Raw genomic sequence first — 16,595 nt, forward strand, 5'->3', positions numbered from 1 at the left:
ACGGGCGTCGGGCCAGGGTGTCGCAGCGGCGGTGAGGGCGGATCGGGGGCCACCTTTGAGGCGTGGTCTCGTTCGCGTTCACTGCGGCTGGCCCTGGTGCGATGCATGTCCAGGGCCCGCACCCCAGGCGGGGGTCGGGCTCTTCTTACGCCGGTATCAACCGGATCAAGTTCAGCGGGTCCGTGGCTTCCACCACATCTCAGCCCGGTGCATCGTGAACGACTGCACAACAGGGCCCCCCGGAGCGTGTCCGCAGTATATCCACATTAGGTTGGGCTCTCTGGACTGCGGGCAAACCCGAGCAAGGGAGGCCCTGGGCCTTCCCTAAACTCCCGCCTGCCGCGACCAGCGGTTTCGCTGACCCCCCAACACAATTTCAAGGAGCACAGCATGTGTCGAAGCAAGCGCCGGGCCTTGAGTCTGGTGGGTGTGGCCGTAACCCTGGCCACGACATTGAGCACCAGCCCTCTGGCACAAGCCCAAGGCAGTGAAGCCGGCAAGGCCGATGCCGGCAAAAGCAGCACCAGCAACAAGGCGGAAATGACCCCGGCCGAGCGCGCGCAGCGCGATGCCGACAAGGTCTTCCAATGGATCCGCCTGCATGCCGACAAGCCGGGCGCCAAGCCGACCATCATCTTGCCGGGTCAGGGGGCGGCCGCAGCACCGGCGCCGGTGGCGGCCAAAGCCGCCAGCAATCGCACGCCTGAGCGCAATGGTGGAAGCGATGTGGCATCGGCCAAACGCGCGGGCACGCCGGCCGACCGCAAAGGCATCACCGAAACCGTGACCGATATCGTGCCCGAGCGTGGCGCCGCCACGCAGACCGCGGCAGCCCCGTCACAGCTCAATGAACCGGCCCCGGAGCCCACCCGCCTGGCTGCCGCCAGTTTGAGCGCCGCGTCGGTTCCGCCGACTCTGCCCGAGACCCTGGCTGCACCGCCGGCCTCCGCCTCGCCCGCCTTCGCCGAACCCCCGGCGCCGCCACTTGAAACCCCGCTCAAGGCCATCAAGATGGTCGAGCCCGAGTTCCCTCGGCAGCTGCAATCGACCCTGCGCTCGGGCTCGGTGCAGGTGCGTTTCACCGTCAACCCGGATGGCACGGTGGGCCGTGCCGAAGCGATCCAAACCACCCATCGTCGGCTCAGCCCCGCCGCGCTGGAAGCTGTCAACCAATGGCGTTTCGAACCCATTGCCAAGGCTCGTGAGGCGACGGTGGAGTTGGTGTTCCGCCTGGAGTGATCCGGTTCGCCGTTGCGCTGGCGCTGGTTGCTGGAGGGGGGGGCGGTGTTTGTTTGATTGCGAAAATAGCCATGTAGCGCTTGATCGACCCGGCGGCGCGTAAAATCGGTACTTCCTCAGCCTTTTGGCGACCCACCCGATCATGGAAGACCTGCCACTTGCCGCATTGACCCAGGTTGCGGCCTATTTCCAGGCCTTGTCTGAGCCCACGCGCTTGCAGATCCTCAATCTGCTGCGGCAGCAGGAGCGCAAGGTGGGTGAGTTGGCCGAGTTGTGTGGCTTCAGCATCGCCAACATCTCGCGCCACCTGAGCCTGCTGCAGCAGCAAGGTCTGGTGGAGCGAGAGAGCCGCGGTACCAGTGCTTACTACCGCATCGCCGATCCGGCGGTCTATCAGCTCTGCGATCTGGTCTGCGGCAGCATTGCCCAGAGCAATGCGCGTGCCGCCAAGATCAACGCGGCCTTTGTTCAGAACCGCTGACATATCCCGTTACAAAAACGGCACTCGTTTGCAGGTGGTTTCACGGGCTTGCGGCGTTGACGCGGCCTGCGCTTTGACGGAACCTCGCTTTCTTTTGTCGGGCCCGTGAACGATTGCGCTTCGAAGCCGGGGCGTCGTGATGGGCCCTTTTGAGGGAGAAGCGGTATGAGCAAGCGAAACAGCTGGGTCCTGAAACCTTTGGCCGCCAGCCTGATGGTCTGGGCCTGTGGGCCGCTGGCGGCGCAGACGGCGCCCTCCAGTTCGTATGCCAGCCTGGTCGTGTTCGGTGACAGCCTGGCCGACAGCGGCAACAATGCCCGTCTGGTCGGGGCGGACCCAGGGCAGGTGATCAGCGGGGATGCTTATTTCGCGTCCCGCCCCTTTGCCTCGGGTCGTTACAGCAATGGGCCGGTCTGGGCCGAGCGCTTCGCCGATCGGCTGGGCCTCAGCGCCCAGGCCTCGCAGCTGGGCGGCAGCAACTTTGCTTACGGCGGCGGGGCCTCCGGGCAGGACGGCTCGGGGACGCCCATCCCTGGTTTCCCTTTCAGCATGCGCACACAGCTGGACCAGTATCTGGCCACGCTGCCCCTGAGTGGCAGTACCGCGCCCGCGCAATCCTTGTTTGTGCTGTCGGGCGGCGCCGTCAATGTGAGCCAAACCATGGAGGCGGCAGCCATGAATCCGGCTGCCGCCGCCGCAATTGTGGATGCCGCTGCGCGCAGCTTTGCCGAGGACATCGGCGCCATGGTCGACACCTTGCAAGCGGCCGGAGCACAGCACATCCTGGTGCTCAATGTGGCCGACTTCGGTCTCACACCGCGTGCACAGAGCTATGGCGCGCCGGTGGCCGCACTCGGTTCCTGGGCCGCGAACGCCATGAATCTTTCCCTGGCCCAGCGGCTCACCGGGGAGGCCGGCGTGCAGGTGTTTGATCTTTTCGGCACCTTGGGTCGGGTGGTGGCCCAGCCTTCGGCGTATGGCCTCAGCAATGTCAGCCATGCCTGTGGCGCTGCACACAACGGCTGCGATCCGGCCACCGCCTTGTTCTACGACGGTCAGCACCCCACGGCCTTCGGCCACCAGCTGATTGCCGATCAGGTGTATGCGGCGGCCGTGCCCGAGCCGGCATCGGCGGCGCTGCTCTTGGCGGGCATGGCTGGCGTGTTGACCCTTGCGAGCCGGCGGCGGCGCATGGAGGCGGCCGGCGCTTGATCAGCGGCGCGGGTCGGGCGCTTGGCCCGGGCATTGCGCCATGCGTGCGGCCAGTGCTTCGAGAAACACCCGGGTGCGCAGCGGCATCAGCCGCCGCTCGGGGAAGACCGCCCAGCAGGTGACGTCCGGCAGCTGCCAGTCCGGCAGCACGTGCTGCAACTGCCCGCTGGCCAGCCAAGGGCCGGCGAAATGGTTGCCCACGGCCGTGATGCCCACGCCGGCGCAGGCCAGGCGCAGCAGCATGTCGGGCGCGTTGACCAGGCTGCGCCGGGCGGGCGTGCCGCTCCAGCTTTCTTCGCTGCCGTCGGGGCGAAAGCGTTGCAGGCGCCAGGGCGGGGCCTCACCCGCGCGGTTCAGGATCATCAGGCCATGCTGGTCGAGCAAGTCTTCGGGTTGTCGTGGTTCGCCATGGGCCTTCAGATAGCTCGGTGAGGCATAGAGCCCGTTGCTGAACACGGCCAGGCGTCGTGCGGCCAGCTGGCTGTCGGCCGGCAGCTCGCCGATGCGCACGGCCAGATCAAAGCCCTCGGCGATCAGGTCCACGCGCCGCGGCGACAGGTCCAGCATCAGCGTGATGTCGGGGTAGCGCAGGGTGAAGTCCGCCAGCATGTCACCAAAGGCATGGTGGGCCAGATCGGCCGGCATGGACACGCGCAGCCGGCCGCTGGGCCGCAGCTGGCGCTGCGAGGCCAGGGCCAGGGCGCCATCGACCTCGGCGCTCAGCGCGCGCGCATGCTCCAGCACGCCGGCGCCGAACTCGGTCAGCGCCAGGCGCCGGGTGCTGCGCTGCAGCAGCTTTTCGCCCAGGCGCTGTTCCAGCGCGGCGATGCGCCGGGACACGCTGGATTTGGGCAGCTGCACCCGCTCGGCCGCGCGGCTGAAGCTGCCGCTGTCCATCACACGGGCAAACAGCAGCAGATCGTCGGCGTCGGGGCTCATGGGTGGAGGATCTCTTTGGATTGATGCTTTGGTGGAACAATCTTATCCAGATTGATGACTTCTGTCGCTCGGGTGTTCTCAATACAGTGAGCCCATCGCTTCACCACGGGGTGCAGCGCAACCGGCCACCTTGAGAGGAATCCACCATGAGCGACATCAGCAACGCCTCCACCACCCGCATCCTGCAAATCAACTCCAGCGCCCGCCGCGTCGTCGAGGGTCAAGGCTCCGTTTCCACCCGCCTGGCCCAGGAACTGGTGGCCCGCCTGCAGGCCCAGCATCCGGCCAGCGAGCTGAGCGTGCGCGACCTGGCCCTGCAGCCGCAGCCGGTGCTCGACGAAGCGGCCCTGCAAGCCCTGTTCACCCCGGCCGAGCAGCGCAGCGCCGAGCAGGCTGCCCGCGTCGCCCTGGACGATGCCTTGATCGCCGAGGCGCAGGCCGCCGATGTGCTGGTGATCGGCTCGCCCATGATCAACTTTGGCGTCAGCGCCCAGCTGAAGAACTGGATTGATGCGATCTCGCGCGCCCGCGTCACGTTTCAGTACACCGCCAATGGCCCCGAAGGCCTGCTGAAGAACAAGAAGGTCTATGTCGTGCTGTCGCGCGGTGGCATCCATCGTGACCAGCCCAGCGACACCGTCGTGCCTTATCTGCGCAATGTGCTGGCCTTCCTCGGCATGACCGATGTGCAGTTCATCTACGCCGAAGGTCTGGCCATGGGCCCCGAGGCCGAAGCGGCCGGCTGGGCCGCAGCACGCGAGCAGATCGACGAAGCCCTCGCTACCATCGCCTGAGCGCGATCCAGCCCCAAGCCCACCCACTTCGAAGACTTCAGAAAGGTCGTCCCCGATGAGCAGCCCGTCCCCCGTTCGCCAACCCGTCCACAGCCCTCGTGCGGTGGAGCGCCTGGTCGCCGGCCAGGCCACCAGCGATGGGGCGGGCGTCAAGCTCACCCGGGTGCTGACGCAGGACCTGCAGCGCCGGCTCGACCCCTTTCTGATGCTCGATGCATTTGGCTCGGACCAGGCCGACGACTACATCGCCGGCTTCCCCAACCACCCGCACCGCGGTTTTGAAACCGTCACCTACATGCTCGAAGGCCGCATGCGCCACCGTGACTCCGCCGGCAACGAAGGCCTGCTCGGCAACGGCGGGGTGCAATGGATGACGGCCGGTCGCGGCGTCATCCACAGCGAGCTGCCCGAGCAGGAAGAGGGCCGCATGGAAGGCTTCCAGCTCTGGCTCAACCTGCCCAGCCACGACAAGATGCGCGCGCCCTGGTACCGCGACATCCCCACGGCCGAGATCCCTGAGTTCCAGACCGAGGCGGGCGTCACCGTGCGCGTGATCGCAGGCAGCAGCCACGGCGTGCGCGGTGCCATGCAGCGCGAACACACCGAGCCGCTCTACCTGGACCTGCACCTGCCCGCCGGCGCCCGTTTCGAGCAGGCCTTGCCCGAGGGGCATAACGCCTTCGTGTATGTGTACCGTGGTGCGCTGGAGTTCCCGGGCGGCTGCCGTGTGCCGGCCCAGCGCATGGCCATTCTGGCCAACACGCCGGGCAGCGATGGGCTGGTCTTGCAGGCGGCAGCGGACGCGCCCAGCCGCGCCATCCTGATCGCCGGCCGGCCGCTGCGCGAGCCGATCGTCCAGCACGGCCCCTTCGTGATGAACACGCACGAGGAGCTGGTGCAGGCGGTGCGCGACTACCAGGCCGGCGTGCTGGCTTGATGGCCGATCCGGGCGAGTCGCAGCGGCTCGCCTTTGCGGACGCGGTGAACGCGCGCCCTCGATCAGCGATTGCGAGTGGTGCGCTCGAACGCGGGCACGCGGAAGTTCTTGGCGAACAGCTTTCGGGTGTGCAAGCTGAATCGCATCGAAACCTGGCCCTCGACCGGACGGTCGTTGACACGCTGGGCGTCGAAGACCCAGCCCTCGAACGAGGCCTTGGCAAAGCGCCGCACCGATTCCGGCATGCCCGGCAGCATCTGCACATCGATTTTGTGACACAGGCCTTCGGGGCTGACAAGGCAGGTCGCCAGCCCCCCACCCTCCCAGCCGGGCGTGCGCAGCAGCTCCCGTGGGCAGCTGGCCATATAGCGCTTGCCCTTGCCTTCATGGATGGAGGCGGAGGCGGAGGTGTCGGCGTCGTCCTAGGCCCGGGTGGCGCTGGGGCTTGCCAGCAGGAGTGCGCTCAAGATCGCCGTCAAAAGCTTGCGTGGGTCGGAGTGGGTTCGGAGCGGGAACATCATGGAGTTTTTTGCAGATGCGAGCTTTGGTCGTGTCCGTGTGCATTCTGCGTCAGCCATCGCATGGGCCATGCTTGAACTGCATCACTCCGAAGAGGGGGAACGGCTCACAAGAGCATGGTCCGCAGCGAATCGAACTGCCAGCGCAGGAAGCGGCCCAGGCCGACCACGTCCGGGAAGATGCTGCTGGCAGTGATCTGGTGGTGCTCGGCCAGGAACTGCAGGGCCCGGCTTTTGCAAGCGGCGGTGATGGTGACGCGACCGAAGTGCGGCTGTGCTTCGAAACCGCTAGCGGCATCCAGCTTTTGCCGCTCCAGGTCGAGCGTGCGAATCAGGCGAGCATGGTCCGAAAACACCTCGCTCGCCACCGTGTGATGGCCTTGCTGGGTGCGCATGCGCGGCGAAATCTTCGGGTCCAGCTCGACCAGGGCCGGCACCCCGGGTTGGTAGAGGTAGGCCGGCTCGGCGGGTGGCTGCGGGCTGGCATCGAGCAGGGCGCTCCAACGCCCATCCTGGGTCACTTGCTCGATGAAGATGCTGCGGTCGTAGAACCAGAGCTCGGCGTCCTCGCCCGGGTCGCTGGCGCAGGCGAAGTAGAGCGAAGTCCAGTAGCTGGCGCTCCAGTCCAGCAGGCGAGTCGGGATCTCGTAGTGCTGCATGACGCTGAGGCAGCGCAGGGTGTGGAAGGCATCGATCTGCTGGGTGTTGGGCATGTCGCTATGGCGATCCGGCAGCTTGGCGTAGTGATCGCGAAAGGCTTGCACCAGATGCCGCTCGATCAGCTCGGCCGTGGCGCTGGACGGGCGGGTGAACTGGCGCTGGAACGAGGGCTGCAAGCTGCCGAAGGGCCGCGACTGGCCGCGGTAGGCCCAGACGCGGCCTTGGCTGCGGTGGGTTTCGAACAGGTCGATCAGTTCCGCCACGGCGGTGATGGGGGCGGGCACCGTGATGGCTTGCAGTTCCTGGGCGTCGAGTTTCATGGGGGCTGGGTCTCCGGCCGGGCGATGTGCGCCCGCAGCCGGCAGCATGCCTTCAGACTCGGCGGCTGCCGAGCTGAACATTCCCCAAGCCCTGTCCCTGAAAGAGGGCTCAGGCGAACCCGCCCGCCGGCAGGTGGCGAATCGTCAGCGGCGTGCCTCGCTGCCCGTCGGCCGCCAGCGCCGCAGCAGCAAGGCATTGCTGACCACCGACACGCTGGAAAACGCCATGGCCGCACCGGCCAGCACCGGGTTCAGCAAACCGAAGGCCGCAAGTGGAATGCCGACGGCGTTGTAGGCGAAGGCCCAGAACAGGTTCTGGCGGATCTTGGCGTAGGTGCGGCGCGAGATGGCGATGGCATCGGCCACCAGGGCCGGGTCGCCGCGCATCAGGGTGATTCCGGCCGCGGCCATGGCCACCTCGGTGCCGCTGGACATGGCCAGGCCCACATCGGCCGCGGCCAGGGCCGGCGCGTCATTGATGCCGTCGCCCACCATGGCGACACGGCGCGGCTCACCTTGCGGGCCGGTCTTGAGCGCGCTGACGATGCGCGCCTTGTCCTGCGGCAGCACTTCGGCATGGACTTCATCGATGCCCAGCTGGCGGGCCACGGCAGCGGCCGCGCCACGGTTGTCGCCGCTGATCAGGGCGGTCTGCACGCCCATGGCGTGCAGGCGATCGACCGCCTGCCGCGCGCTGGGCTTGAGCCGGTCGCCAAAGGCCAGCAGGCCCAGCAGCTGAGGGCTCTCTTCCTTGCCGCGACCCAGGGCGGCCAGCCAGGACAGGCTGTGGCCCTGCGCCTGCAGCGCCTCCGCACGGGCTTGCAAGGGGCTCAGGTCCAGGCCCAGTTCCTGCATGAAACGGCTGCTGCCCAGGCGCAGCTCGCGCGCCTGGCCTTGCCAATCGACCTCCGCGGCCACGCCGCGCCCGGCCACGGCGCGCATCTCGCGTGCCGTCGGGATGGGCAGTTCGGGGCTCACTGCGGCGGCCTCGCGCACGGCGCGGGCCAGGGGGTGTTCGCTGCCGGCCTGCACGGCCGCGGCCAGGGCCAGCAAGTCGGCAAGGCCTTCGTGGGCCAGCATGCGAGGGCGGCCCTCGGTCAGGGTGCCGGTCTTGTCGAAGGCCACCAGGTTCAGACCGTGCGCCAGCTCCAGGGCTTGTGCGTCCTTGATCAGGATGCCGTGGCGTGCCGCCACGCCGGTGCCGGCCATGATGGCCGTGGGCGTGGCCAGGCCGAGGGCGCAAGGGCAGGCAATCACCAGCACCGAGACGGCATGCAGCAGGGCGGGCTCCCACTGCCCCGTGCCCAGCCCCCAGCCCAGCAGGGTCAGCAGGGCGAGCAGCAGCACCACAGGCACGAAGACGGCACTGACTTGGTCGACCAGGCGCTGTATCGGCGCCTTGTGGCCTTGTGCGTCTTCCACCATGCGGGCGATGCGGGCCAGCGTCGATTCGGCGCCCAGCGCGGTGCAGCGCAGGCGCAGCAGGCCTTCGCCGTTGACGGCGCCGCCGGTCAGATGATCGCCGACCTGCTTGGCCACCGGCAGGCTCTCGCCCGTGATCAGCGATTCATCGACCTGGCTGCGGCCTTCCAGCACCAGGCCATCCACCGGGATGCGCTCGCCCGGCCGCACCAGGACCTCGTCGCCCAGATTCAGTTGCTCAAGCGGCAGCTCTTGCTCGCGACCCTCGCGCAGCACGCGGGCGCTCTGCGGCTGCAGGGCCTGCAGGGCGCGGATGGCCTCGGTGGTCTGGCGCTTGGCCCGTGCCTCCAGCCATTTGCCCAGCAGCACCAGGCAGATGACCACCGCCGCCGATTCGAAGTACAGCGCCATGCTCATCGGCCCATGGGCCCAGAGCTCGTAGAGGGACAAACCAAACGCGGCGCTGGTGCCAAGCGCCACCAGCAGGTCCATATTGCCGCTGCCGGCCCGCAGCGCGGCCCAGCCGGCTTTATAAAAGCGTGCGCCCAGCCAGAACTGCACCGGCGCCGCCAGGGCCAGCTGCCCGTAGCCATTCAGCATCCAGTGCTGGCCGACCAGCATGCCCAGCATGGGCAGCACCAAGGGCGCGCAGAGCAGGGCCGCAATCAGCACCGGCCAGGCGCTTTGGGCCCAGGGTGTCGTTGCCGCTGACGCTGCCGCGTCGGACCCGCTCTCGTCCAACCTTCGCGCGCCATAACCGGCTTTCTCCACAGCCTGGATCAGGACGCGCGCCTCCAGGCCGGCCAGGGTGCGCAGCGCTGCCGTCTCGGTGGCCAGATTGACCTCGGCGGAGATCACGCCGGGAATCTTGCCCAGCGCGCGCTCGACCCGCCCGCTGCACGAGGCGCAGGTCATGCCCTCGATCTTCAGTCGCAGCGTCTGCTCGCGCAGCGGATAGCCCGCCTGCGCCAGGACCACAGCCAGCGGCGCCAGCGCCACCGCGCCCTCGATCAGGGCCGTCTCCGTGGCGAGATTGACCTCAGCCCGGCTCACCCCTGGCTGCTTGATCAATAGCTTCTCCACCCGCGCAACGCAGGATGCGCAACTCATGCCGGACAAAGGCAGGCGCAGAGCTGAAAGAGTGGTCGGTGTCGCTGTCATGGCTCCAGTGTCGCCCCAAGCGCCATGGCTTGTCCTAGACTTGCGGCAAGTTCTTTGCTGCCTTGATTCCACCCATGCTTGAATTCACCCTTCCCGATATGAGTTGCGGCCATTGCGCCGCCGCGATCACTCAAGCCTTGGCGGCAGCCGATCCTCAAGCGCGGCTGCAGTTCGACCTACCCCAGCATCGGCTGGCGGTCGATGGAGGGCAGCTCGATGAGGCCGCGCTGGCGGCAGCCTTGCGTGAGGCGGGCTACCCGCCGGCTTGACGGCCGGCGAGTTGGTGCTGCTTGGGCTTGATCGCGAGGATCAGGCTCTGGGCCAGAACCTGATGTGCGATCTGCGGCGCGGCCTCAGCCCGTCTTCTTGACGACCAGCAGCGCCGGGTCGATCGGCAGCTGGCGCAGGCGCACGCCGGTGGCGGCGAAGATGGCATTGGCCACCGCCGGTGCCAGCGGCGGCGTGCCGGGCTCGCCGATACCGCCGGGCGCTTCCTGGCTGGCCACCAGATGCACCTCGATCTTGGGCATCTCGCTCAGGCGCAGCACCGGGTAGTCGTGGAAGTTGCTCTGCTCGACCCGGCCATCCTTGTGCGTGATCTTGCCGTAGAGCGCCGCCGAGAGGCCGTAGCAGATGGCGCTCTCGACCTGGTGCTGGATGGTCAGCGGGTTGACCGTCTGGCCGCAGTCCACCGCGGCCACCACGCGGTGCACCTTGGGCACACCGTCCTTGCCCACCGAGACCTCCGCCACCTCGGCGACAAAGCTGCCAAAGCTCTCGGCCGCCGCAATGCCCCGGTACACGCCCTTGGCCGGCTTCTTGCCCCAGCCGGCCTTGGCCGCGGCCAGGCGCAACACGGCTTGCAGACGCGGCTGCTTGCTCAGCGCGGCCAGGCGGAACTGCAGCGGGTCGGCGCCGGCCGCGTGGGCCATCTCGTCGATGAAGCTCTCCAGGAAGAAGGCGTTCTGCGAGTGCCCCACCGAGCGCCAGAACCAGACCTGCGGGCCGGGCTCGGCGCGGCCGTAGGCGATGCGCAGATTGGCGATGTCGTAGGGCTGGTCGGCCAGACCCTCCACGGCCATGGAGTCGACGCCGCTCTCGGGGATCTTCATGAAGCCCGAGGCCGCCATGATGGAGGGCGAACCCACATCGGCACGCAGCATGGTGGGCCGACCCTGGGCGTCCAGCGCGCCTTCGAACTGCACCACCGAGGCAGGGCGGTAGAAGCCGGCGGCCATGTCGTCGGCGCGGTCGTAGATCAGCTTGACCGGCCGGCCGCTGATCTTGGACAACAGGGTCGCGGCAATGGTCACATCATGGGCAAAGCGCCGGCCGAAGCCGCCGCCCAGCAAGCTGGTGTTGACCTTGACATTGGCCTGCGGCACGCCGGCCACCTGGGCCACCACCATTTGTGTCGGCCCGGAGCCTTGGGTGCCGGTCCAGACCTCGGCCCGGTCGGCCTGCACCCAGGCCAGGCAGTTGAGCGGCTCCATGCAGGCATGGGCCAGGTAGGGCACCTCGTAGCGCGCGCTCAAGGTCTTGGCCGCCTGGGCGGAGGCGTCCTTGAGATTGCCCTGGTCCACGGCCACGGCCGAGGCCTGCTCTGCGCCTTGCTGTAGCAGGGCGCTGACCTGGGATGCAGACAGCGCCGCCTGCTCGGGCTTGGCGCTCAGATCCCATTCCAGCTTGAGGGCCTGGCGGCCTTGCTGGGCAGACCAGTAGCCCTGGGCCAGCACGGCCACGCCAAAAGGCAGGGTGATGACCTGCACCACGCCCTTGACGGCGCGCGCTGCGGCCTCGTCCATGCGCCTAGGTTTGGCGCCCTCGAAGGGCGCGCGTGACAGCACGGCGATCACCATGCCCTCGACCTGGGCGTCGATGCCGTAGCGGGCCGTGCCATTGGTCTTGGCCGGGGTGTCGAGGCGGCGGGTGGGGCGGCCCAAAATCTTGAAGTCGGCCGAGGCCTTGAGCTTGGGGGCGCTGGGCACGGCTTGCTGAGAGGCGGCGGCGACCAGGGCGCCGTAGGCCACTTTCTGCCCGGCCGGGCCCAGCACATGGCCGCGCTCGGTGCGCAGCTGGGCGGCAGGCAGCTGCCACTGGGCCGCGGCGGCGGCCACCAGCATCTCGCGTGCGGCGGCGCCGGCCTGGCGCAGCGGGGTCCAGTGCGCGCGCACGGTCGTGCTGCCGCCGGTGGCCTGCATGCCGAACATGGGGTTGTTGTAGCGGCCATCGGCCGGCGCCTGCTCGACGCCGACCAGGCGCCAATCGGCATCGAGCTCTTCGGCCAGCAGCATGGGGATGGCAGTCAGCACGCCCTGGCCCATTTCCGAGCTGCCGCAAAGCACGGTGACGCGGTTGTCTGGGGTCAGGCGCAGCCAGGCGTGCGGGGCAAAGGTGTTGCTGGCTTGCGCCTGGGCCTGGCGCGGGCTCAGGGGCAGGGCGAAGCCGATGCTCAGGGCGGCGGCGCTGCCCGCGCCGGCTTTCAGCAGCTGGCGGCGGTTCAGGGGGGCGGAGGCCGAAGCGGTGTGGCGAGCGTCCATCTCAGGCTCCCTTTTGGCTGAGCGTGGCCGAGGCGTCGTGGATGGCGACCCGGATTTGGTTGTAGGTGCCGCAGCGGCAGAGGTTGCCGCTCATGGCCTGATCGATATCGGCGTCACTGGGCTTTTTCTTGGCCGCCAGCAGGGCGCAGGCGCTCATGATCTGGCCGCTCTGGCAGTAGCCGCATTGCGGCACATCGAGCTTGACCCAGGAGGCTTGCACGGCCCGCCCAGTCTTGCTGGCGCCCACGCCTTCGATGGTGGTCACCTTCTTGCCGGCTGCGGCCGACAGCGGGGTCGAGCAGGCACGCACCGGCTGGCCGTCCAGGTGCACGGTGCAGGCGCCGCACAGGGCCATGCCGCAGCCGAACTTGGTGCCGGTCAGGCGCAAGTCCTCGCGCAGTGCCCACAGCAGGGGCATGTCGGGGTCGGCGTCGAGAGAGGTGGCTTGGCCGTTCACGGTCAGCTGGATGCTCATGGGCGTCTCCTGGGGTGGGGAGTTTGGCGAAAAATGGGGCGAGCGTCGGGGTCGAATGGAGCCGGCCGGCGCCAGCCGAACGCGGCGTCGCGCCGCACGCAGCTTACACAGACTGGGCTGTTTCTGCAGGGCCAGATGTTTTCGCCGGGGCGCTGCGTGACCGTGCTGGGACGAAACCCCGGGCTGCTGCCACCAAGCCCTTCGGGGCGCGCTCGCCCATCCCCTACAGTTGCCCGCTCGGGCGCAAGCTTGTGTCTCGCCCTGCCACGGGTTCGCCCGCCCTTCGAATCTCTCCGATGCCATCACCATCGCTGCCCTCTCAGCCCCTGCCTCAAGCAGAGGGCGAGCCAAGCCCCCCCAGGTCAGAGATCCATTGGGTGCAATCCCTGTTCTGGTCTCTGCTGGCCTGGTCGGCGGTCAGCATCTTGATGACGGCCACCCTGTACGCCGATGCCGCCCGCCGTGGGGGCAGCAGCAGCTCCGCCTGGGTGGGTCTGCAGGACTCGCTGGGTGCCTTGGGATTCATGGCGCTCTATACCTGGTTGCTACATCTGTGCATCGAGCGCTGGCCCCAGCGCTGGAGCCAGCCCCGCCAACTGGCCGGCCTCTACCTGCTTTGCGTCGGTGTGATGGTGCCGCTGGCCATCACGGCCAAGGTGGTGGTGGTGATGTGGCGGCTGGATCGCCCCTGGGGCCGACTCCTGGCCAATCTGGGGCGTCAGGAGGGGGTGCTCTGGTGGTTTGAGTTCATGGTGGTCACGGGCACGTTTGCGGCCGTGGTCGGCCTGAGCGCCTGGCAGCGCAGCCGTCGGCGAGAGCGCGACTGGGCACTCGCCCAGAGCGACAACCTGCGTCTGCGCCTGACCCTGCTGCAAGGTCAGCTGGAGCCCCATTTTTTGTTCAACACCTTGAACGGTGTGTCATCGCTGGTGCGTGCCGGTGAGCGCGGCCAGGCCTTGTCGGCGCTGAGTCGGGTCAGCGAATTGTTGCGTTATGCGCTGCGCGTCAGCCGCCTGGATTGGGTGACGGTGCAGGATGAGCTCGATTTCGTGCGCGACTACCTGGCCTTGCAAAGCCTTCGCTTTGGTGCCGGCCTGCGCTTGAGCTGGCAGCTCGATGAGGCCGCGGGCTGGGATCTGGTCGCCTGCCCGCCCTTGCTTTTGCAGCCTCTGGTCGAGAACGCCATCCGCCACGGTCTGGAGGCCAGCGGCGGCGCAGGCCGGGTGCACATCGCCTTGCATCGCCAGGGTGAGCGCTGGCATCTGCGCATCGAGAACGCGTGCGGCGAAGCCAGCACGCCGAGCGCCGGTCATGGCCTGGGCTTGAGTGCAACACGCGAGCGCCTGGCCATGCTGTACGGGCCGGCGGCGCAGTTGCACACGCGGATTGAGGCCGATGCCGACGCTGAAGCCGACGGCACGGGCGAGCGGTTTGTGTTGGAGATGAGCCTGCCCTGGCGCGATGCGAGTGAAGATGTGGAACGCACTGATCGTTGATGACGAGGCGCTGGCGCGCAGCAATTTGCAGCTGGCCCTGGCCGAACACCCGGACTGGCGCTGTGTGGGTGCTTGTGCCAGCGCCGCCGAGGCGCGTGTGGCTCTGGCCCAGCGCGAGGTCGATCTGCTGCTGCTGGACATCCAGATGCCGCGGCAGAACGGCCTGGCCTTTGCGGCCGAGCTGGCGCAGCAGCCGGGGGCGCCTCTGGTGGTGTTTGTCACTGCGTACGACGAGCATGCGTTGAGCGCTTTCGATGTGTTCGCGCTGGACTACCTGCTCAAGCCTTTCGACGACCAGCGCTTCGCGGCCATGTTGGGCCGGGCGGAGCAGATGCTGGGCCTCAAGCAGGGCGCGGCTTTGCAGGCCGAGGCCTTGCAGGCCTTTGTGCGCGAGCAGCACAGCCGGGCGGCCGGCACCGGCTTGCCCGAACTGCCGTTCCTGACGGTACGCTCGGTGGGACTGGTCGAGCGCATCGCCGTGGCCGAGATCGAGTGGATCGCGGCCGCGGGGAATTATGTGGAGCTGCATCTGCAGTCGCCCTCGGCGGGTGTGCCCGGGCGCATGGTGCTGCATCGCTCGACCCTGTCGGCCCTGGAGGCGCGCCTGCCGCAAGGGCAGTTTCTGCGCGTTCATCGCACGGCCCTGGTGCGCCCCAAGGCCTTTGCCAGCCTGGCGGTCACCGGTGACAGCACCTATGCCCTGAGCTTGCGCAGCGGGGTGCAGGTGCCGGTCAGCGAGCGTTTCGTCAAGGAGGTGCGGGCGCACTTCGATTGACACGGGGCCGGGCATGCGGGCAGACCCTCTTGCCGCACGCGGCTGTGCGACCTAACGTGGCGTTTCTTCGCACTCCGGCGCGAGGCCGGCTGCCGGCCTCGCCGATCCGCCATGTCTGTTCAGCTTCCCCTGCTTCCCGTGCCCAGCTTGCGCCAGGCCCTGTGGGTCCTGCGCCTGGGCATCCCGGCCTTGTTCATGGCCCATGCCGTGACGCGCATCTTCAACGGCACGATTCCGCGCTTCGCGACTTATCTTTCCCAGTTCAGCTTCCTGCCTGAACCCCTGCTCTGGGTCTGGCTGATCACGGCCACCGAGATCATTGCTGGCTGCTGCCTGATCTTGGGGATCGCCGTCCGCTGGGCTGCCGCCGCCCTGGCCGTGATCGCCCTCGGCGGCATCGCCTTGATCCATATGCACCGCGGCTGGTTTGTCGGCGAGCATGGCTCGGGCGGCGTGGAGTACAGCGTCTGCCTCTTGCTGGGTCTGTTGGTGCTGGCGGCGGCGGATCAGGAGCGGGTCTGGCGCGCCCGCTGAGGCTGAACGTGCGGCTGCCGCCGCCTCGCTGGGCCCTGGCGCTCGGTCTGCTGCTTCTGCCTCTGCTTCTGCAGCACCTGGGGCAGGCACCCGTTCGCATGTTCGGGCAGGGCTTGCTCTATGTGCTGCTGGCCTTGGGGCTCAATGTGGTGGTCGGTTTCGCCGGCCTGCTGGACCTGGGATTTGTAGCCTTCTATGCCATCGGCGCCTATGTGGTGGCGCTCGCCGCCTCGCCCCATCTGTTCGAGCATGTCGCCTGGGTGAGGGCTTGTTTTCCGGCCGGCATGCACGCGCCCTGGTGGCTGCTGCTGCCGGCGGGCGCCATCTTGGCTGCGGGCTTGGGCTGCCTGCTGGGTGCGCCCACCTTGCGCCTGCGTGGCGACTATCTGGCCGTGGTGACCTTGGCGTTTGGCGAACTCATCCGGCTTTTGCTCAACAACCTCGGCCACCCGGTCAATCTGACCAACGGCGCGCGCGGCATCAGCCAGATCGACGATCCGCACATCGCCGGATTGAATTTCGGCCAGCCCCTGGATTTGTTCGCGGGGCTGCGGCTGGCACCGGTGACCTTGCATGCCTATCTGTTCCTGGCTTTGGTACTGCTGGCGGTCTTGATCAGTCGGCGTCTGGAAGATTCGCGCCTGGGCCGGGCCTGGAAGGCCTTGCGCGAGGATGAGATGGCGGCCCAGGCCATGGGTTTGAACACCCCCCGGCTCAAGCTCATGGCCTTCGCCGTGGGCGCCAGTTTTGGTGGTGTGGCTGGCTGCCTGTTCGCCGGATTTCAGGGCTATGTTTCGCCCGAGTCCTTCAGCCTGCAGGAGTCGGTGCTGATCGTGGCCATGGTGGTGTTGGGTGGCTCGGGTCATGTGCCGGGCGTGGTGCTGGGGGCGCTGCTGCTGTCGGTCTTGCCCGAGGCCTTGCGCTACCTGACCGGGCCGCTTCAGGCCTGGAGCGATGGCCGCCTCGATGCGCCCATCCTGCGCCAGCTGCTGGTGGCCGTGGTGATGGTGGGGGTGATGTTGTGGCGGCCCAGGGGCTTGTGGCCGGGGAAGGGGTGAGGAAGGCATTTCTGCCTTCATCGAGGCTGTCTCA

General features: G+C 68.0%; 16 protein-coding genes and 1 riboswitch. Of the genes, 10 read left to right on the forward strand and 6 right to left on the reverse strand.

Going from position 1 to position 16,595, the window contains the following annotated elements; genetic code table 11:
* Positions 1–125 precede the first annotated feature (125 nt).
* Positions 126–252: riboswitch (TPP riboswitch) on the reverse strand.
* Between the two features lie 138 nt (positions 253–390).
* The 3 genes from C1O66_RS00700 to C1O66_RS00710 all read left to right on the forward strand — a co-directional run bounded on the left by C1O66_RS00700 (position 391) and on the right by C1O66_RS00710 (position 2,932).
* The gene (locus C1O66_RS00700; protein WP_102766091.1) at positions 391–1,239 is read left to right on the forward strand and encodes an energy transducer TonB; all 849 of its coding nucleotides are present in this window, start codon (positions 391–393) and stop codon (positions 1,237–1,239) included.
* 142 nt (positions 1,240–1,381) lie between these two features.
* Positions 1,382–1,720 (forward strand): ArsR/SmtB family transcription factor, encoded by a 339-nt coding sequence (locus C1O66_RS00705; protein ID WP_102766092.1) that lies wholly within the window; start codon positions 1,382–1,384, stop codon positions 1,718–1,720.
* Positions 1,721–1,885: 165 nt separating this feature from the next.
* Positions 1,886–2,932, forward strand: a complete 1,047-nt coding sequence (locus C1O66_RS00710) for an SGNH/GDSL hydrolase family protein (protein ID WP_102766093.1) — start codon at positions 1,886–1,888, stop codon at positions 2,930–2,932.
* Here the strand turns inward: C1O66_RS00710 and C1O66_RS00715 are convergent, their stop codons facing one another.
* Positions 2,933–3,871, reverse strand: coding sequence for a LysR family transcriptional regulator (locus tag C1O66_RS00715; RefSeq protein WP_102766094.1), 939 nt, complete (start codon positions 3,869–3,871; stop codon positions 2,933–2,935). It lies immediately after the preceding gene.
* Positions 3,872–4,017: 146 nt separating this feature from the next.
* Between C1O66_RS00715 and C1O66_RS00720 the strand changes: the two genes are divergently transcribed.
* A complete protein-coding gene (locus C1O66_RS00720) occupies positions 4,018–4,665 on the forward strand; it encodes an FMN-dependent NADH-azoreductase (protein ID WP_102766095.1) in 648 nt (215 codons plus the stop codon).
* A gap of 55 nt (positions 4,666–4,720) precedes the next feature.
* On the forward strand, positions 4,721–5,602 hold the full coding sequence (locus C1O66_RS00725; RefSeq protein WP_102766096.1) for a pirin family protein: 882 nt from the start codon (positions 4,721–4,723) through the stop codon (positions 5,600–5,602).
* 62 nt (positions 5,603–5,664) lie between these two features.
* On the opposite strand, the gene C1O66_RS00730 is transcribed toward C1O66_RS00725, so the two are convergent.
* From C1O66_RS00730 to C1O66_RS00740, 3 genes are all read right to left on the reverse strand, one after another.
* The gene (locus C1O66_RS00730; protein ID WP_102766097.1) at positions 5,665–5,967 is read right to left on the reverse strand and encodes a hypothetical protein; all 303 of its coding nucleotides are present in this window, start codon (positions 5,965–5,967) and stop codon (positions 5,665–5,667) included.
* Between the two features lie 260 nt (positions 5,968–6,227).
* Entirely contained in the window at positions 6,228–7,100 is an 873-nt protein-coding gene (locus C1O66_RS00735) for an FRG domain-containing protein (protein WP_165794407.1), read from the reverse strand.
* A gap of 144 nt (positions 7,101–7,244) precedes the next feature.
* A complete protein-coding gene (locus tag C1O66_RS00740) occupies positions 7,245–9,683 on the reverse strand; it encodes a heavy metal translocating P-type ATPase (protein ID WP_102766099.1) in 2,439 nt (812 codons plus the stop codon).
* A 74-nt stretch (positions 9,684–9,757) separates the two neighbouring features.
* On the opposite strand from C1O66_RS00740, the gene C1O66_RS00745 reads away from it, so the two are divergent.
* On the forward strand, positions 9,758–9,952 hold the full coding sequence (locus C1O66_RS00745) for a cation transporter (protein WP_102766100.1): 195 nt from the start codon (positions 9,758–9,760) through the stop codon (positions 9,950–9,952).
* 84 nt (positions 9,953–10,036) lie between these two features.
* On the opposite strand, the gene C1O66_RS00750 is transcribed toward C1O66_RS00745, so the two are convergent.
* Both C1O66_RS00750 and C1O66_RS00755 read right to left on the reverse strand, forming a co-directional pair.
* Positions 10,037–12,223 carry a xanthine dehydrogenase family protein molybdopterin-binding subunit gene (locus C1O66_RS00750; RefSeq protein ID WP_102766101.1) on the reverse strand — a complete coding sequence of 729 codons (2,187 nt, stop codon included), beginning with the start codon at positions 12,221–12,223 and terminating at the stop codon, positions 10,037–10,039.
* 1 nt (position 12,224) lies between these two features.
* Positions 12,225–12,698: a (2Fe-2S)-binding protein gene (locus C1O66_RS00755; protein ID WP_102766102.1), complete on the reverse strand. Its 474-nt coding sequence runs from the start codon at positions 12,696–12,698 to the stop codon at positions 12,225–12,227.
* Positions 12,699–13,075: 377 nt separating this feature from the next.
* On the opposite strand from C1O66_RS00755, the gene C1O66_RS00760 reads away from it, so the two are divergent.
* The 4 genes from C1O66_RS00760 (at position 13,076) to C1O66_RS00775 (ending at position 16,561) form a co-directional block, all read left to right on the forward strand.
* Positions 13,076–14,194, forward strand: coding sequence for a sensor histidine kinase (locus C1O66_RS00760; RefSeq protein ID WP_165794408.1), 1,119 nt, complete (start codon positions 13,076–13,078; stop codon positions 14,192–14,194).
* Entirely contained in the window at positions 14,172–14,969 is a 798-nt protein-coding gene (locus C1O66_RS00765) for a LytR/AlgR family response regulator transcription factor (protein ID WP_243392654.1), read from the forward strand. Before C1O66_RS00760 ends, C1O66_RS00765 begins: the two co-directional genes overlap by 23 nt.
* A 111-nt stretch (positions 14,970–15,080) precedes the next feature.
* Positions 15,081–15,503 carry a DoxX family protein gene (locus C1O66_RS00770; RefSeq protein ID WP_102766105.1) on the forward strand — a complete coding sequence of 141 codons (423 nt, stop codon included), beginning with the start codon at positions 15,081–15,083 and terminating at the stop codon, positions 15,501–15,503.
* Between the two features lie 8 nt (positions 15,504–15,511).
* Positions 15,512–16,561 carry a branched-chain amino acid ABC transporter permease gene (locus C1O66_RS00775; protein WP_243392655.1) on the forward strand — a complete coding sequence of 350 codons (1,050 nt, stop codon included), beginning with the start codon at positions 15,512–15,514 and terminating at the stop codon, positions 16,559–16,561.
* Positions 16,562–16,595: the final 34 nt, after the last annotated feature.

It is taken from the genome of Paucibacter aquatile (assembly GCF_002885975.1).
GTDB classification, from domain to species: Bacteria; Pseudomonadota; Gammaproteobacteria; order Burkholderiales; family Burkholderiaceae_C; genus Paucibacter_A; species Paucibacter_A aquatilis.

Coding starts and splice junctions, on each gene's coding strand:
- C1O66_RS00725 (WP_102766096.1), top strand. CDS start 4,721: ATGAGCAGCCCGTCCCCCGTTCGCCAACCCGTCCACAGCCCTCGTGCG.
- C1O66_RS00740 (WP_102766099.1), bottom strand. CDS start 9,683: ATGACAGCGACACCGACCACTCTTTCAGCTCTGCGCCTGCCTTTGTCC.
- C1O66_RS00765 (WP_243392654.1), top strand. CDS start 14,172: ATGTGGAACGCACTGATCGTTGATGACGAGGCGCTGGCGCGCAGCAAT.
- C1O66_RS00710 (WP_102766093.1), top strand. CDS start 1,886: ATGAGCAAGCGAAACAGCTGGGTCCTGAAACCTTTGGCCGCCAGCCTG.
- C1O66_RS00720 (WP_102766095.1), top strand. CDS start 4,018: ATGAGCGACATCAGCAACGCCTCCACCACCCGCATCCTGCAAATCAAC.
- C1O66_RS00745 (WP_102766100.1), top strand. CDS start 9,758: ATGCTTGAATTCACCCTTCCCGATATGAGTTGCGGCCATTGCGCCGCC.
- C1O66_RS00715 (WP_102766094.1), bottom strand. CDS start 3,871: ATGAGCCCCGACGCCGACGATCTGCTGCTGTTTGCCCGTGTGATGGAC.
- C1O66_RS00730 (WP_102766097.1), bottom strand. CDS start 5,967: ATGGCCAGCTGCCCACGGGAGCTGCTGCGCACGCCCGGCTGGGAGGGT.
- C1O66_RS00755 (WP_102766102.1), bottom strand. CDS start 12,698: ATGAGCATCCAGCTGACCGTGAACGGCCAAGCCACCTCTCTCGACGCC.
- C1O66_RS00700 (WP_102766091.1), top strand. CDS start 391: ATGTGTCGAAGCAAGCGCCGGGCCTTGAGTCTGGTGGGTGTGGCCGTA.
- C1O66_RS00705 (WP_102766092.1), top strand. CDS start 1,382: ATGGAAGACCTGCCACTTGCCGCATTGACCCAGGTTGCGGCCTATTTC.
- C1O66_RS00770 (WP_102766105.1), top strand. CDS start 15,081: ATGTCTGTTCAGCTTCCCCTGCTTCCCGTGCCCAGCTTGCGCCAGGCC.
- C1O66_RS00735 (WP_165794407.1), bottom strand. CDS start 7,100: ATGAAACTCGACGCCCAGGAACTGCAAGCCATCACGGTGCCCGCCCCC.
- C1O66_RS00750 (WP_102766101.1), bottom strand. CDS start 12,223: ATGGACGCTCGCCACACCGCTTCGGCCTCCGCCCCCCTGAACCGCCGC.